At 67.0% G+C, this 15,247-nt stretch carries 13 protein-coding genes and 1 pseudogene; 7 read left to right on the forward strand and 7 right to left on the reverse strand.

Translation table 11 applies throughout. The annotated features are described in order from the left end of the window. Window positions 1-2 precede the first annotated feature (2 nt). From hemW to ACFOPH_RS12960, 5 genes are all read right to left on the reverse strand, one after another. Entirely contained in the window at window positions 3-1,247 is a 1,245-nt protein-coding gene (hemW, locus tag ACFOPH_RS12940) for a radical SAM family heme chaperone HemW (RefSeq protein ID WP_379735659.1), read from the reverse strand. After that, window positions 1,244-1,828 carry an RdgB/HAM1 family non-canonical purine NTP pyrophosphatase gene (rdgB, locus tag ACFOPH_RS12945; RefSeq protein ID WP_312552454.1) on the reverse strand — a complete coding sequence of 195 codons (585 nt, stop codon included), beginning with the start codon at window positions 1,826-1,828 and terminating at the stop codon, window positions 1,244-1,246. The genes hemW and rdgB overlap by 4 nt, the downstream gene beginning before the upstream one ends. Window positions 1,829-2,125: 297 nt before the next feature. Further along, entirely contained in the window at window positions 2,126-2,860 is a 735-nt protein-coding gene (rph, locus tag ACFOPH_RS12950; RefSeq protein WP_379735662.1) for a ribonuclease PH, read from the reverse strand. A gap of 13 nt (window positions 2,861-2,873) precedes the next feature. Beyond that, window positions 2,874-3,815, reverse strand: coding sequence for a PP2C family protein-serine/threonine phosphatase (locus ACFOPH_RS12955; RefSeq protein WP_379735664.1), 942 nt, complete (start codon window positions 3,813-3,815; stop codon window positions 2,874-2,876). An 11-nt stretch (window positions 3,816-3,826) separates the two neighbouring features. Beyond that, complete coding sequence (locus ACFOPH_RS12960) at window positions 3,827-4,825, reverse strand: serine/threonine protein kinase (RefSeq protein WP_312553117.1); 999 nt, start codon at window positions 4,823-4,825, stop codon at window positions 3,827-3,829. Between the two features lie 197 nt (window positions 4,826-5,022). Between ACFOPH_RS12960 and ACFOPH_RS12965 the strand changes: the two genes are divergently transcribed. From ACFOPH_RS12965 to ACFOPH_RS12985, 5 genes and pseudogenes are all read left to right on the forward strand, one after another. Continuing rightward, on the forward strand, window positions 5,023-5,910 hold the full coding sequence (locus ACFOPH_RS12965; protein WP_312553118.1) for a YicC/YloC family endoribonuclease: 888 nt from the start codon (window positions 5,023-5,025) through the stop codon (window positions 5,908-5,910). 180 nt (window positions 5,911-6,090) lie between these two features. Beyond that, window positions 6,091-6,735: a guanylate kinase gene (gene gmk / locus ACFOPH_RS12970; RefSeq protein ID WP_379735667.1), complete on the forward strand. Its 645-nt coding sequence runs from the start codon at window positions 6,091-6,093 to the stop codon at window positions 6,733-6,735. Window positions 6,736-6,786: 51 nt separating this feature from the next. Continuing rightward, the gene (rpoZ, locus tag ACFOPH_RS12975; protein ID WP_005665923.1) at window positions 6,787-6,990 is read left to right on the forward strand and encodes a DNA-directed RNA polymerase subunit omega; all 204 of its coding nucleotides are present in this window, start codon (window positions 6,787-6,789) and stop codon (window positions 6,988-6,990) included. Window positions 6,991-7,092: 102 nt separating this feature from the next. Continuing rightward, window positions 7,093-9,330 carry a RelA/SpoT family protein gene (locus tag ACFOPH_RS12980; protein ID WP_379735669.1) on the forward strand — a complete coding sequence of 746 codons (2,238 nt, stop codon included), beginning with the start codon at window positions 7,093-7,095 and terminating at the stop codon, window positions 9,328-9,330. Window positions 9,331-9,732: 402 nt separating this feature from the next. After that, window positions 9,733-11,669: pseudogene (locus ACFOPH_RS12985) on the forward strand (BCCT family transporter). 103 nt (window positions 11,670-11,772) lie between these two features. Here the strand turns inward: ACFOPH_RS12985 and ACFOPH_RS12990 are convergent. Next, a complete protein-coding gene (locus ACFOPH_RS12990; protein WP_379735671.1) occupies window positions 11,773-12,375 on the reverse strand; it encodes a biliverdin-producing heme oxygenase in 603 nt (200 codons plus the stop codon). Window positions 12,376-12,505: 130 nt separating this feature from the next. Beyond that, window positions 12,506-13,072, reverse strand: coding sequence for a transcription elongation factor GreB (gene greB / locus ACFOPH_RS12995; RefSeq protein ID WP_312554504.1), 567 nt, complete (start codon window positions 13,070-13,072; stop codon window positions 12,506-12,508). Between the two features lie 60 nt (window positions 13,073-13,132). Here greB and ACFOPH_RS13000 point away from each other — a divergent pair, with 60 nt between their 5' ends. Continuing rightward, window positions 13,133-13,762 carry a hypothetical protein gene (locus ACFOPH_RS13000; RefSeq protein ID WP_379735673.1) on the forward strand — a complete coding sequence of 210 codons (630 nt, stop codon included), beginning with the start codon at window positions 13,133-13,135 and terminating at the stop codon, window positions 13,760-13,762. Then, window positions 13,759-15,246, forward strand: coding sequence for a sensor histidine kinase (locus tag ACFOPH_RS13005; RefSeq protein WP_379735675.1), 1,488 nt, complete (start codon window positions 13,759-13,761; stop codon window positions 15,244-15,246). The genes ACFOPH_RS13000 and ACFOPH_RS13005 overlap by 4 nt, the downstream gene beginning before the upstream one ends. The last annotated feature ends 1 nt before the right edge of the window (window position 15,247 follow it).

A 15,247-nucleotide genomic window follows, 5' to 3' on the forward strand; every position in this document is an offset into this window, starting at 1 on the left:
TGTTACTCGGCCTCGTTCAGGAACATTTCCTGCAAATCGTTCAGGAAGCGCTGGCCCAGCTCGGTCGGGCGGATGAGCTTGAAGTCGCGGTACAGCAAACCCTTGGCCTCGGCCGTATCGAGGGCCTTGCCGATCGCCGTGATGCTCATGCCGGTGCGCTCGCCGAACAGGTTCGGATCGAAGCCGCCGGTGAGGCGCAATGCGTTGAGCATGAATTCGAAGCCCATGTCGGCGCGCGCGATTTCATGCTCTTCCTGTACCGGGTTCCCGCGTTTCGCCGCCTCGATGAAAGAGTTCGGCTGCTTGAAGCGTGCCTGGCGCAGCACGCGGTGCGGGAAGGAGATCTTCGAGTGCGCGCCTGCGCCCACGCCCAGGTAGTCGCCGAAGGTCCAGTAGTTCAGGTTGTGGCGCGCGCGCCGGCCCGGCTGCGCATAGGCCGACACCTCGTAGTGCTCGAAGCCGGCGGCCGCAGTGACCTCCGCGATCATGTCCTGCATGTCGGCGCTGGTGTCGTCGTCGGGCAGCTGCGGCGGGTACTTGGCGAAGACCGTGTTCGGCTCCATCGTCAGGTGGTACAGCGACAGGTGCGGGGGCGCAAAGGAGAGCGCGGTCTGGAGGTCGCGTTGCGCCTGCTCCAGCGTCTGCGAAGGCAGCGCGTACATCAGGTCGAGGTTGAAGTTCTCAAAAGTAGAGCGCGCGATCTCCACCGCGCGCAGCGCCTCGCGCTCGTCGTGGATGCGGCCCAGGGCTTTCAAATGCTCGCCATTGAAGCTCTGGATGCCGATCGACAGGCGGTTCACGCCGCTGTCGCGGTAGTGGCGGAACTTCTCGACCTCGAAAGTGCCGGGATTGGCCTCCATCGTGATCTCGGCATCCAGCTCCAGCGGCAGCAGGGTGCGCACGTCCGACAGCAGGCGGTCCATGCCGGCGGCCGACATCAGGCTCGGCGTGCCGCCGCCGATGAAGACCGTGTGGATCTTGCGGCCCCAGATCAGCGGCAGCGACTGTTCCAGGTCGAGGCGCACGGCGTCCAGGTACGCCTTTTCCGGCAGCTCGCCCTTGGCCTCGTGCGAATTGAAATCGCAGTAGGGGCACTTGCGCACGCACCAGGGGAAGTGGATGTAGAGCGACAGCGGCGGCAGCGCCGCCAGGTTCAGCGCGCCCGGCTGCAGGTATTGCAATGCAGCGGAGGCAGGTGAGCGCGGCTCAGCTGCCGGTGCGGCACTTACAATTTTAATCGGGATCATTTCAGTTTCTCTACCAGTGCGCGCAGGGCCTGGCCGCGGTGCGACTGCGCGTTCTTTTCCGCGGGCGTGAGTTCGGCCGTGGTCTTGCCCAGCGCCGGGATCAGGAAGTAAGGATCGTAGCCGAAGCCGTTCTCGCCGCGCGGGGTGGCGATGATTTCGCCATCCCAGCGGCCGTCGGCGATGATCGGCTGCGGATCGTCGGCATGGCGCACGTAGACCAGCACGCAGTAGTAATACGCCGACTTGTCGGCCTTGTCGGCCAGCTCCGCCACCAGTTTTTCGTTGTTGCGGGCATCGGACTTCGGCTCGCCGGCAAAGCGCGCCGAATACACGCCGGGCGCACCGCCGAGCGCGTTCACGCACACGCCCGAGTCGTCGGCCAGCGCCGGCAGGCCGGTCAGGCGCGCAGCGTGGCGCGCCTTCTCCAGGGCGTTCTCGACGAAAGTGGCGTGCGGCTCCTCGGCTTCCGGCACGTTGAATTCGCCCTGCGGGTGCAGGGTGAAACCGATCGGGCCGAGGATCTGCTGGAATTCCTTGAGCTTGCCGGCGTTGTTCGAGGCGAGGATGAGGCGTTGGGTCATGGTGGTGGCGGGAGGGTAAGACGAAGGGGGTATTTTACCTTTTCGCGATTTCGCGCGCCGGTGGAGCCGTTGCCGCGGACCGTAGGGTGGGCACCTGTGCCCACGCGAAAGCATGAGCAGCGTTGGCCCGGCCGAGGCCCGGCCATGCGCACAACGGCAACGTGTCCACAAGCGTCATGTTGGCGCCAGCGTCGATCGCGTGCGTTGCGGGGCGAATCGTTGTCGTTGCGGACGCACGGATACGCGCGTAACGCGTGGGCACGGCGTGCCCACCCTACGGTCGGCGGCCGTGATGGCTTACTTGGCGATGCCGAGCGACTGCTTCTGCAGCCGCACCAGGTCCGCGATCCCGGCCTGCGCCAGGTCGAGCAGGCGGTTCATGCCGGCGCGATCGAAAGCCGCGCCCTCGGCCGTGCCCTGCACTTCGACGAAATGGCCCTGTTCCGTCATCACCACGTTCATGTCGGTGTCGCAGCCCGAATCTTCCAGGTAATCGAGATCCAGCACGGGCGTGCCCTGGTAGACGCCGACCGAGATCGCGGCGACGAAGTGCTTCACCGGCACCGCGGCCAGCACGCCGCCGGCGACCAGCCTCGAAAACGCATCGTGGGCGGCCACCATGGCGCCAGTGATCGCGGCGGTGCGGGTGCCGCCGTCGGCCTGGATCACGTCGCAGTCCAGGTGCAGGGTGCGCTCGCCGAAGGCTTCGAGGTCGAAGGCGGCGCGCAGCGAGCGGCCGATCAGGCGCTGGATCTCCTGGGTGCGGCCGGTCTGCTTGCCGCGCGCGGCTTCGCGGTCCATGCGGCTGTGGGTCGAACGCGGCAGCATGCCGTATTCGGCGGTCAGCCAGCCCTGCCCCTTCCCTTTCAGGAAGCCCGGCACCTTTTCTTCGATGCTGGCGGTGCAGATCACCTTGGTGTCGCCGCATTCGATCAGCACCGAACCTTCGGCGTGCTTGGTGTACTGGCGGGTGATGCGAATGTCGCGCAGCTGGTCGACGGCGCGGCCGCTCGGACGGGTTGCGAATGTCATGGTGGACCTTTGTCTATTTGAGTAATTGGGAGGACTTCTCGATCGCCCGGTTGATCTCGGCGATCGCCTTCTCGATGGCGTCTTCGTCGAACGGATCGACATCCAGCGCGGCATCCAGTTCGGCGCCTGCGCCGACGATGGTGCTGCTGACCTGGTCGGCGGCCAGCATCTGGGTCGAGACCACGTTCGGCAGGCCGGCTCCGGCGCCGGCACCGTCGTCGCCCTGCCAGCTGATCGCCAGCGCGGTCGTGTTGTCGCCGCGCGCACCGCCGCGCGCCACGGCGGCCGCGACCAGCTCGGGCACCGCCTGCACCACCGTGCCGGCAGCCAGGCTGCGCACGATCTCGTGGTCCGGCAGCGTCGACCACAGGCCGTCGGAACACAGCAGCAGCACGTCGCCGGCCTGCAGCACGGACTGGCGCGACAGCTCGATGCGCGGCGGAGTATGGGCGCCCAGGCAGTTGTAGAGCTTGTTGCGATCCGGGTGGTTCGGCGCATCCGCCGGGTCGACCTGGCCCTTGTCGATCAGGTATTCGAGGTGCGAGTGGTCGCGCGTGCGCGCCAGCACCTGGCCTGCGCGCAGCCAGTACAGGCGCGAGTCGCCGCAATGCGCCCACACGGCGCAGTTGTGCTGCACCAGGCAGGCCACCACCGTGGTGCGCGGCGTGTCGGGCAGCTGGTGGCGCGCCGCATAGGCGTGGATGTCGCGGTGCGCCTGCGTCAGGGCCTCCTCCAGGAAGCGCTCGGGCTTCCTGATGGCCGGGCGCCCCTGCATCTGGAACATCATCGACAGGGTCTGCATCGCGATGGTCGCGGCGACCTCGCCGTGCAGGTGGCCGCCCATGCCGTCGGCCAGCACCAGCAGCAGCGCGTCGCGCGTGAAGCAGTAGCCCATGCGGTCCTGGTTGACGCGGCGCGCGCCGATGTGGCTTTGCTGGTAGACGGAAAACTGCATGCCTGGCTCCTTTAATTGGCGCTGCCGCCCTTTGCGCGCCCGAGACCGCCGAGGCGCCCGAACAGGCCGCGCAAGCCGCCCACGGCCGGCGCGGGGACGGGCGGGACTTCTTCCGCGATCGCTTGGGCCGGCGCCGCCTGCAGCACCTTCTGGACTTCGAACACGCTGCGCGGACGCGCCATCGGGTCGAGCGCCAGGCAGGCGCGCACCACGTCGAGCAGTTCCGGCGAATAGGCCGCCTCGATGCGCGCGAAGTGCGCAGCCAGCTTGTCCTCGTTCGCGCGGGCGTCGGCCGCTTGCGGCGCCGCGCCGCTCATGCAGGCGAACAGGGCCGCGCCGATGCTGTAGATGTCCGACCATGGCCCGAGCGGCGCGCCCCTGGCGTAGAGCTCGGGCGGTGCGAAGCCCGGCGTGTACATCGGCGCCAGCATGGGATGGTCCTTGTTGATCGCCTGGCGCGCGGCGCCGAAGTCGAGCAGGATCGGCGAACCGTCGCTGCGCAGGTAGATGTTGGCCGGCTTCAGGTCCAGGTGCAGCAGCTTGTTGGCGTGGACTTCGCGCAGGCCGTGGCAGACGCCGGTAAATACCTTGCGCACGAAACGCTCGTTCAGGCGGCTGCCCTTGCCCACCACGCGCGCGACGTGCTCCTGCAGCGAGTGGCCCGATTCGTAGGCCATCACCATGTAGACCGTCTCGTTGGCGCGGAAGAAGTTCAGGATGCGCACCACGTTCGGGTGATTCACGCGCGCCAGCGCCCTGCCCTCCTCGAAGAAGCACTTCAGGCCGATGCGAAACAGCGGCTGGTGCGGCTTGGCGACCGTGGGCGCAAGCTCGCCCGGCTGGCGCAGCGCGAGCGCGCTCGGCAGGTACTCCTTGATGGCCACCGCACTGCCTTCGGCATCATATGCAAGATAGACAATACTGAACCCGCCGGACGCGATTTTCTTTACAATACGATATCCGGCAATCTCCAGCCCATCCGGCAAGGGTGCGTTATTTTGTGCGGCCATACTGAAGAGTTCCTTGCATAACACGGCGATTGTGTGGATAAATGTCGGCTTTGTAAAGAATAAAGAGCGTCCAGCAACAACCTCAGCACCTGGCGCATCGCCGCGGACAAAACGTCAATACGGCGAGACGAATGCAGGCCGCTAGGGGAGTTGTACAGACGCTCTACAAACCGGGGACTCCATTGAGCATTTCAAGCATGACAGGTTATGCGGTTGCCACCAGCGAAGGCGCTGCCGGCACCCTCACGATCGAAATCAAGAGCGTCAATTCGCGCTTTCTCGATCTTCAGTTCCGCATCAACGACGAGCTGCGCGCGCTGGAACCGGACCTGCGCGCCGCGATCATGGCCGCCATCACCCGCGGCAAAGTCGAAGCCCGACTGTCCTTCGGCCGCAAGGCCAGCGGCGGCACCCAGGCGCTGAACCAGGAACTGCTGGCCGACCTGGCGCGGCTGCAGGGCGAGGTCAGCCGCCACTTCGCCCAGGCGTCCCCAATGTCGGTCGCCGAGCTGTTGCGCTGGCCCGGCGTGATCGAGGAATCGCACATCGGCCAGGAGTCGCTGCAGGCCGACGTGGCCGCCCTCACCGCGAAGACCATCGCCGCTTTCGTCGAGAGCCGCAAGCGCGAAGGCGCGGCGCTGGAAGCCATGCTGGTGTCGCGCATCGACGCGATGGAAGCGATCGTCAGGCGCATCACCCCCTTGATCCCGCAGGTCATTTCCCAGTTCCAGCAAAAGGCGGTCGAGCGTATGCAGGACGCGCTGGGCCTGGCCGGCCACGGCAACCCGTCGACCTTGACGCGCCAGGAAGTGTTCGAGCGCATCCGCCAGGAAGTGACGCTGTACGGCATCCGCATCGACGTCTCGGAAGAGCTGTCGCGCCTGTCGGCCCACCTGAACGAGACCCGCCACATCCTGAAGAAAGGCGGCCAGGTCGGCAAGCGCCTGGACTTCATGATGCAGGAGCTGAACCGCGAAGCGAACACGCTCGGCGCCAAGGCCTCGGTCAAGGAGCTGGCGGACGCCTCGATGGAGCTGAAGCTGCTCATCGAGCAGATGCGCGAGCAGGTGCAGAACCTGGAGTAAGTACAATTTGAATTGGCGGCGTGGCTTTTTTAGCGCCGCTTGAACGCGTGGGCACGGGGCGCCCACCCTACCGCATCAAACGTAGGGTGGGCACCCCGTGCCCACGCGTTCAGCTATATGATGAATAATCGCGGTAAACAAACCGCAATCGAAGAAAACACAGAATCAAAGGAACACACCATGCTCACCACCGCTTTCTCCGGCAGCCTGTTCGTCGTCGCCGCGCCTTCCGGCGCCGGCAAGTCGACCCTGGTCAACGCGCTGCTGGCGCAGGAGCCGGGCATCAAGCTGTCGATCTCGACCACCACGCGTCCGCCGCGTCCGGGCGAGCAGGACGGCCGCGAGTACCACTTCACCACCGCCGAGGACTTCGTCGCCCGCGCCGAGCGCGGCGAATTCCTGGAATGGGCCGAGGTGCACGGCAATTACTACGGCACCAGCCGCCTGACCGTGGAAAAGGAAATGAAGACCGGCACCGACATCCTGCTGGAAATCGACTGGCAGGGCGCGCGCCAGGTCAAGAAGCAGTTCCCGGACGCGGCCGGCATCTTCATCCTGCCGCCGTCGATCGCGGCGCTGGAAGAGCGCCTGCACAAGCGCGGCACCGACGAACCGCACATCATCACGCGCCGCCTGCTGGCCGCCGGGGGCGAGATCGCTCACGCTCCCGAGTTCGAATATGCTATCATCAACGAAGAGTTCAACGTCGCCCTGGCCGAGCTGCGGGCGATTGTCCAAGCGACACGCTGCCGCTTCGCCCAACAGGCCGCCCGCAACGCCTCGCTGTTTGCCCAACTGGGTATCCACGCACTGCAACAATCGTAATGTCTGCGGCGTCGTTCGCGCCGCCGCACTTCTATCTATTTGGAGTCCACCATGGCCCGCATCACCATCGAAGATTGCCTGAAAAACGTCCCGAACCGCTTCCAGCTGACCCTGGCCGCGACCTACCGCGCACGCCAGCTGCTGCAGGGCCACACCCCGAAGGTCGAAGCCAAGGACAAGCCGACCGTCGTCGCGCTGCGCGAAATTGCTGCCGGTAAAGTCGGCCTGGAAATGCTGAAAAAGGTGCCGATGTAAGGACATGGGCAAGGCCCGCCGGGCCTGCTCATCACGCACTCAAAATCGTCGGCCCGTAATTCTGTTATTCTGTCACCACACTGCGGCTGATCGACATAGCGTATGAACCTGTCTACCCCGGATTCGACTCATTCAGGCAATCCCCCCGCCCGGGCCAAGCGCCCGGGCAAGCCGCAAGAAACCGCCGAGCCTACGGCCATCGGCGTTGCATCGGTCACGCAACTGGTCGATAAACTCTCCGAATACCTCACCCCCGTCGAGCTGAAGAAGGTCAAGGAAGCCTATCGCTTCTCGGACGAGATGCACCTCGGCCAGGTGCGCAAGTCGGGCGAACCCTATATCTCGCACCCGATCGCGGTGGCCGAGATCTGCGCCGAGTGGAAGCTCGACGCCCAGGCCATCATGGCCGCCCTGCTGCACGACGTCATCGAAGACCAGGACGTCAAGAAGGAAGAACTCATCGAGCGCTTCGGCCCGCAGGTCGCGAACCTGGTCGACGGCCTGTCCAAGCTGGAAAAGATCGAGTTCCAGAGCCTGGTCGAGGCGCAGGCGGAAAACTTCCGCAAGATGCTGCTGGCGATGGCGTCCGACGTGCGCGTGATCCTGATCAAGCTGGCCGACCGCCTGCACAACATGCGCACGCTCGGCGTGATGGTCCCGGCCAAGAAGCGCCGCATCGCCGGCGAGACGATGGAAGTCTACGTCCCGATCGCGCACCGTCTCGGCCTGAACAACATCTACCGCGAACTGCAGGACCTGGCCTTCTCGCACCTCTACCCGCTGCGCTACCGCACCTTGTCGAAGGCGGTCAAGGCGGCGCGCGGCAACCGCCGCGAGGTGGTCAAGAAGATCCTCGAGGCGGTCAAGCAGACGCTGGCCATGGCCGGCATCCATGCCGAGGTCTACGGCCGCGAGAAAACCCTGTTCGGCATCTATAAAAAGATGCGCAACAAGCACCTGTCGTTCTCGCAGGTGCTCGACGTGTACGGTTTTCGCGTCGTGGTCGACAGCATCCCGAACTGTTACGTGGCCCTCGGCACCCTGCACGGGCTGTACAAGCCGATGCCCGGCAAGTTCAAGGACTACATCGCGATCCGCAAGATCAACGGCTACCAGTCGCTGCATACCACCCTGATCGGCCCCTACGGCACCCCGGTCGAATTCCAGATCCGCACCCAGGACATGCACCGCACCGCGGAGAGCGGCGTGGCGGCGCACTGGCTGTACAAGACCGGCGACCAGAACATGTCGGACCTGCAGCAGCGCACCCATGCCTGGCTGCAGTCGCTGCTCGACATCCAGCAGCAGACCGGCGACTCGGCCGAGTTCCTCGAGCACGTGAAGGTCGACCTGTTCCCGGATTCGGTCTACGTGTTCACGCCGAAGTCGAAGATCATCGCCCTGCCGCGCGGCGCCACGGCGCTCGACTTCGCCTACTCGATCCACACCGGCATCGGCGACCACTGCGTGGCGGTCAAGATCAACAACGAGACCCAGCCGCTGCGCACCGAGCTGCACAACGGCGACATCGTCGAGATCGTCACCGACCCGGATTCGCGCCCGAGCCCGACCTGGCTCAACTACGTCCGCACCGGCAAGGCGCGCTCGGCGATCCGCCATCACCTGCGCACGGTGAACGTCAACGAATCGGTCGAGCTGGGCCAGGAACTGCTGGCCCAGGCGCTGGCCGCGCGCGGCATCGCGCCCGAGCTGCCGGCCGCCACCATCGACAAGGTGCTGGCCGAATCCTCGGCCAAGTCGATGGAGGAGCTGTACGCCGACATCGGCATCGGCAAGCGCATGCCGGCGCTGGTGGCGCGCCACATCTTCGGCCTGATGGAAGGCGAAACCGACGTGCTGCCGTCGAGCGCGCCGCTGGCCGGCGACATCGACCCGGTCACGATCTACGGCAGCGAAGGCGTATCGGTCCAGCTGGCGCCCTGCTGCCTGCCGATCCCGGGCGACCAGATCGTCGGCCAGCTGCGCCGCGACCAGGGGCTGGTGGTGCACACGGCCGACTGCCTGCCGGCCAAGCGCCTGCGCGCCAAGGAGCCCGACCGCTGGATCGCCGTGCAATGGGGCGAGGAGCTGAACCGCCGCTTCGACTGCCGCATCCGCCTGCTGATCAACAACGAAAAGGGCATCCTCGCGCGCGTGGCGGCCGAGATCGGCGAGTCGGACGGCAACATCACTTACGTCGGCATGGACGAGGACGACGAGAACATGATGACCCAACTGCGCTTCACCATCCAGGTGAAGGACCGGGTGCACTTGGCGCACCTGATCCGCAACCTGCGGCGCGTGGCGGGCGTCAACCGGGTCGAGCGCGAGCGGGCCTGACACCGCACGGCCAGGAACGAACAGCCCACCTCGCGTGGGCTGTTTTTTTGGTACTGCCGCCGCTGCGAGGCGGACATGCCCGGCGCCATTCGCATTCCCTACCTGGCGCGCACATCCAATCGTGCCCGGCGCCCGTATCCTCGAGTGGTAAACTTGGCAAGACAGAGGAAGGCGAACGCACGTGCGCTTGCGCCGCCCCGCGCCGCCCGGCTTGCCCGTGGCGTGTACCGAGGTGCGCGCCGGTTTGCATACCGCCTCCCGCACGCCCGCCCGTCCTCGGGCGGCCATGTCAACAGGCTGGGCAGCGTCCTGCCCAGCCCGGTCGCCAGGACCGCGAAAGAAAGCCAATCGATGACTGACCCAGTGCTCAAGGACGCCGCCAGCCCCGCCGCCCGGCCGCGAATGCAAGTCAACCCGCCCGTCTTCTACATCTCGGCCGCGCTCATCCTTGTCTTCGCGCTGTTGAGCGCCCTCTTCCCGCAGCGCGCCGGCAGCGTGTTTTCCATGCTGCAGGCCGGCATCGTGCGCGATTTCGGCTGGTTCTACATCGTGGCCGTCGCCCTCTTCCTGATCTTCGTGCTGTTCCTGATGATGAGCCGCTACGGCGACGTCAAGCTCGGCCCGGACGACAGCGAGCCCGAATACAGCTACCTGTCCTGGTTCGCCATGCTGTTCAGCGCCGGCATGGGCATCGGCCTGCTGTTCTTCGGCGTCGCCGAGCCGATCCAGCACTATGCCCAGCCGCCCGTGGGCGAAGGACGCACCATCGAGTCGGCGCGCCAGGCCATGGTCCTGACCTTCTTCCACTGGGGCGTGCATGCCTGGGCGATCTACATCGTGATCGGCCTGGCGCTGGCCTATTTCGCGTTCCGGCGCGGCCTGCCGCTGACCTTGCGTTCCAGCCTGTTTCCGCTGATCGGCCAGAAGATCCACGGCCCGATCGGCCACGCCATCGACATCTTCGCGGTGCTCGGCACCATGTTCGGCGTCGCCACCTCGCTCGGCTTCGGCGTGTTGCAGGTCAATGCCGGCTTTGCCCACCTGTTCGGCATGCCCGTCAACACCACGGTCCAGGTCATCCTGATCGCTGTCATCACCGGCCTGGCGACGTTGTCGGCCGGCACGGGACTCGACAAGGGCGTGAAGCGCCTGTCGGAACTGAACATCATCCTGGCGATCGCGCTCCTGTTGTTCGTGCTGGCGGTGGGCTCGACCGTGTTCCTGCTGCAGGCCTTCGTGCAGAACGTCGGCACCTACCTGGGCGCGGTCGTGTCGCGCACCTTCCGCATGTACGCCTACGAGCCGAATGCCTGGCTGGGCGACTGGACCCTGTTCTACTGGGGCTGGTGGATCTCGTGGTCGCCGTTCGTCGGCATGTTCATCGCGCGCATCTCGCGCGGGCGCACCATCCGCGAATTCGTCACCGGCGTGCTGCTGGTGCCGGTGCTGTTCACCTTCCTGTGGATGACCGTGTTCGGCAATACCGCCATCGCGCTCGACTTCTCCGGCGCCGCGCCGATCGTGCAGACGGTCACCGACAACATGCCGGTGGCGCTGTTCACGATGCTCGAGCAGCTGCCCTTCCCGATGATCGCCTCCGGCCTGGCGACGGTGCTGGTGATTACCTTCTTCGTCACCTCGGCCGATTCCGGCGCATTGGTGATCGACATGATCACCTCCGGCGCGGCGCCGAATCCGCCGGTCTGGCAGCGCATCTTCTGGGCCGTCTGCGCCGGCGTGGTCGGCGCCGTGCTGCTGCTGGCCGGGGCCTGGAAGCGCTCCAGACCGCCGCGCTCGCCAGCGCCCTGCCGTTCGCCGTGATCATGCTGTTCATCTGCTACGGGCTGCTGCGCGCCCTGCAGACGGAGACCAAGGGCGCGTCGATGGACCTGTCGATCGCCGCGAATGCCCCACCGGATGCCGACGGCCTGAGCTGGCAGCAGCGGCTGGCCAGCATCACCCACTTCTACGGCAAGGCCGAGATCACGGCCTTCATGAACGACACCGCGCGTCCCGCGCTGGAAGCGGTCGCCAGCCAGTTCCGCGAAACCGGCCTGGCGCCGGAAGTGACGCAAACCGATGGCCATCTCGAGCTGACCGTGCCGCACGGCGACCGCGGCACCTTCCGCTACACCATCCGCGCACGCAGCTTCCGCGCGCCCAGCTTCGCCTGGGCCGAAACCACGGGCCCGCATCCGGACACCCGGCACTACCGCACCATGGCGCACAGTGCCGAAGGCGACCCGCAGCACGACGTGAGCGGCTATACGCGCGACCAGCTGATCAACGACCTGGTGAAACGCTACGCCCGCTTCCGGCACGTGCGGCGCATCACCTGAAGCCGAGCGGACGCCTGGGCCTGCCGCAGTGTTATCGCCGCAGTTTCCGCAGTTTCCGCAGTTTCATCACCTGGCCGCGAACCCGGCGCGCCAGGCTGGGCCATCAAGCGACGTGAAAGGCCAAGCCGAGGATGCGGTCGAAGGCGTCGCAGGCGCCGGCACAGGCTTCGGCGACCTCTTCCTCGCCGCGCACCTCGGCGCGCAGCGCTCCCATGAAGGCGCGCCAGCGCGGACCAGGGCCGGCGTCGCCGGCGCCGCGCAGGTAGCGCAGCGGGTGCGGGGCGAGTTGCGCCGCCAGGCGCTTGTAGAGCACGGCGCCGCCCAGTTGCGAGCCCTCGACCACGTAGGCCACGCCCCAGCGGTAGGCGGCGCTGGCGCCCTGCGGCCAGTCCGGGGCGCCGGCGGGCGCGGGCATGGCGTGGCCGGCCAGCGCGGGATCGGCCAGGTCGGCCTCGATCAGGGCGAGATGGGGGGCGCTGGGAAGCCCCGATGGGCCTTGCGGGCCGTCGTCGTAGCTGTCCAGCCAGGCTTGCAACGGCGCCAGCCAGGCGCGCAGCAGTTGCAGGTGGGCCGCATAGTCGGCCAGGGTGGCGTCGGGCGCGGACAGCGGCAAGCCGCTGTCGAGGCGTTCGTGGCGCGCGGCCGTGGCCTGCCGCAGCGCGGCCAGGACGTCGGACTCGCGCGCGGTGTCGTGGAATTGATTCATGGGGGCCAGGTGCGCCAAATCACGCATCTTACCAGCCATGGGGCATGCCGTCCCGCCGCACCGGACAAAATCCGGCTGCGTCAGCTAACGCTCGTTCGAGAGCCTGGCTTGCGGGTCTTGCCGACTACCGTCAATCCGTGATCGGTTCCGGATATTCCACGCTCAGGATTTCCAGCTCGTCCACGCCCTGCGGCGTCTGCAGCGTGACGACATCGCCCTCGCGCGCCTTGGTCAGCGCGCGCGCCACCGGCGAGACCCAGCTGATGCGCCCGCGCAGCGGGTCGAGCTCGTCGACGCCGACGATGGTGACCGTGTGCTCCTCGCCGGCTGTATTCGAATAGGAAACAGTCGCGCCAAAAAAGACCTGATCGTTTCCATAATGGACACTCGGATCGACCACGAAAGCCGAATCCATGCGCTTGGTGAGGAAGCGGATGCGGCGGTCGATCTCGCGCAGGCGGCGCTTGCCGTAGATGTAATCGCCGTTCTCCGAGCGGTCGCCGTTCGAGGCGGCCCAGTGCACGACGCGCACCACCTCGGGCCGATCGACGTCGATCAGCTGCAGCAGCTCGTCCTTGATGGCCTTGTAGCCGCTAGGGGTGATGTAGTTCTTGGCGCCGGCCGGAATGGCCTGCGCCAGTGCGACGGCGTCATCGTCGTCCTCGTTGTCGGACTCTTTTACAAATGCCTTATTCATAAGCCTTATTGTAATGGCATCGCGCCGGAGGCAGCGCCGGTTTATCGTATGATGGCGCAAATGAAAGCCGCCCCCGCCACCCGCTCCCCGCTGCTCGCGCCGCTGTTGTACGTGGCGGCGCTGCTGCTCCTGCTCGAGGAATGGCTGTGGCGCCTGGGCAGCCGCTTTGCTGCCGGGCTGGCCGACTGGCCGCTGCTGGCCTGGGTGGAAAACCGGGTGCGCCGCCTGCCGCCGTATCCGGCGCTGCTGGTCTTCGCCCTGCCCGGCCTGATGCTGTTGCCGGTCAAGCTGCTGGCCCTGCTGGCGATCGCCCACGGCCATCCGGCATGGGGCGTCGCCACCTTCGTGCTCGCCAAGCTCGGCGGCGCGGTGGTGGTGGCGCGCCTCTACGTGCTGACCCTGCCCGCCTTGCTGGCGCTGGTCTGGTTCGCACGGTGGCACAATCGCTTCATTATGCTCAAGGACCAGCTCATTACACGCCTGCGCGCCAGCGCCGCCTGGCGCCGCGCACGCCGCGCCGTCGCCGCCATGCAGAGCACGCTGCGCCGCACCCTGCGCCGGCTGCGGCGCCAGTTGCGCCCGTCGGTGCCCTTCGGCAGCCGCCAGGCGACGCGCAGCGCGCGCGCCCTGCGCCGCTTCGTCTCGCTGTGGCGGCGCCGCCGCAAATCCACCGGAGCAGAACGACCATGAACAGCGCCGCGCTTTCCCTCGCCGCCCCGATGCAGGAAGCCGCCTCGGAGATCTACCTGATCGACCCCGCCACCTTGGCCCTGGTCGACCTGAACGATTGCGCGCGCCAGAACCTCGGCGTCGACGGCGCCGACCTGCGCGGCGCCAGCATCATGGAAGTCGCGCCCGAGCTGGACGGCGCAACGCTGGCCGGCCTGCTGGCCGGGCTCGGCGAGGACATCGGCGCCCAGCGCTGCCTGCGCACCCGCCTGCGCCGCGCCGACGGCAGCACCTACCCGGCCCGGCTGAGCTTCCTGCGCACCCAGCGCGACGGCCGCGCGCTGCTGCTGGCGATCGGCGACGACCTCTCGCCCGGCCAGGCCGCCGCCGCCGCGCTGGCCGAATACCAGGCCCGCTTCAACGCCATCGTCGACCATACGCCGGGGCTGGTCTACCAGTTCGTGCTCGGCGCCGACGGCCGCCACGCCTTCCCCTACCTGAGCGAGGGCTGCGCCGCCCTGCTCGGCGTGCAGCCGGCGGCGCTGCAGGCCGATCCCGACCTGTTCCTGCGCCTGATCCTGCTTGACGACCGCAAGGGCTATCTCGAGGCCATGGCGGTGTCGAAAGTCAGCCTGTCGGCCTGGAACTGGGAAGGCCGGATCTGGATCGACGCCTGGAAGGACGTCAAATGGATCAACCTGCGCGCCACGCCCCATCCCGCTCCCGGCGGCGCGGTGCAGTGGGACGGCATCATGACCAACATTACCGAGAGCAAGAACGAGCAGCAGGACGTGCTGCGCTCGCGCGCGCGGCTGGCCGAACTGACCGACCACATCGAGCAGGTGAAGGAGCAGGAACGCGCCCGCATCGCGCGCGAAATCCACGACGACCTGGGCGGCAACCTCACCGCCATCAAGATGGCCCTGGCCATGCTCAGCGCGCGCCTGCCCGACGACCAGCCCGGGCTGCTCGAAAAGGCGAGCTACCTCGACGACCTGGTCGACCGCACGATCGAGGCGGTGCATCGCATCTCGCTCGACCTGCGCCCTTCCACGCTCGATCTCGGCATCGTCGCCGCCCTCGAGTGGCAGGCGCGCGAGTTCGAGAAGCAGATGGGCATCGCCTGCGTCTTCCGCAGCGTGGAGCGCGACATCGAACTCGATCCCGACCATGCGGCGGCGCTGTTCCGCATCTTCCAGGAGGCGCTCACGAATGTCGCCAAGCATGCCGGCGCGACCCGGGTGACGGTCACGCTGCGGCGCCAGCGCCAGCACCTGACCCTCGCCATCTGCGACAACGGCCGCGGCATCGCCCCGGCCGACCGCCTCAAGCCGCACTCCTTCGGGCTGCGCGGCATGAGCGAGCGGGCGCGCGCCCTCGGCGGCACCCTGACCTTGTCGCCGGCGCCCGGAGGTGGCACGATGGTGACCATCAAGATCAGGCTGGCCCCGGCGCCCGCGCGAACCGACACAAGAAGCAGCGACGCAAGATTCGACACCAGGTAAC

The sequence above is a fragment of the Massilia haematophila genome (genome assembly GCF_042647645.1).
GTDB lineage: Bacteria > Pseudomonadota > Gammaproteobacteria > Burkholderiales > Burkholderiaceae_D > Telluria > Telluria haematophila.

What these genes read in the sequence shown, in the direction of transcription:
- ACFOPH_RS12955 (WP_379735664.1), bottom strand. Translation starts at nt 3,815, where the DNA reads ATGCAGTTTTCCGTCTACCAGCAAAGCCACATCGGCGCGCGCCGCGTC.
- ACFOPH_RS12965 (WP_312553118.1), top strand. Translation starts at nt 5,023, where the DNA reads ATGACAGGTTATGCGGTTGCCACCAGCGAAGGCGCTGCCGGCACCCTC.
- hemW (WP_379735659.1), bottom strand. Translation starts at nt 1,247, where the DNA reads ATGATCCCGATTAAAATTGTAAGTGCCGCACCGGCAGCTGAGCCGCGC.
- ACFOPH_RS13000 (WP_379735673.1), top strand. Translation starts at nt 13,133, where the DNA reads ATGAAAGCCGCCCCCGCCACCCGCTCCCCGCTGCTCGCGCCGCTGTTG.
- ACFOPH_RS12980 (WP_379735669.1), top strand. Translation starts at nt 7,093, where the DNA reads ATGAACCTGTCTACCCCGGATTCGACTCATTCAGGCAATCCCCCCGCC.
- ACFOPH_RS12960 (WP_312553117.1), bottom strand. Translation starts at nt 4,825, where the DNA reads ATGGCCGCACAAAATAACGCACCCTTGCCGGATGGGCTGGAGATTGCC.
- ACFOPH_RS13005 (WP_379735675.1), top strand. Translation starts at nt 13,759, where the DNA reads ATGAACAGCGCCGCGCTTTCCCTCGCCGCCCCGATGCAGGAAGCCGCC.
- greB (WP_312554504.1), bottom strand. Translation starts at nt 13,072, where the DNA reads ATGAATAAGGCATTTGTAAAAGAGTCCGACAACGAGGACGACGATGAC.
- gmk (WP_379735667.1), top strand. Translation starts at nt 6,091, where the DNA reads ATGCTCACCACCGCTTTCTCCGGCAGCCTGTTCGTCGTCGCCGCGCCT.
- rdgB (WP_312552454.1), bottom strand. Translation starts at nt 1,828, where the DNA reads ATGACCCAACGCCTCATCCTCGCCTCGAACAACGCCGGCAAGCTCAAG.
- rph (WP_379735662.1), bottom strand. Translation starts at nt 2,860, where the DNA reads ATGACATTCGCAACCCGTCCGAGCGGCCGCGCCGTCGACCAGCTGCGC.
- rpoZ (WP_005665923.1), top strand. Translation starts at nt 6,787, where the DNA reads ATGGCCCGCATCACCATCGAAGATTGCCTGAAAAACGTCCCGAACCGC.
- ACFOPH_RS12990 (WP_379735671.1), bottom strand. Translation starts at nt 12,375, where the DNA reads ATGAATCAATTCCACGACACCGCGCGCGAGTCCGACGTCCTGGCCGCG.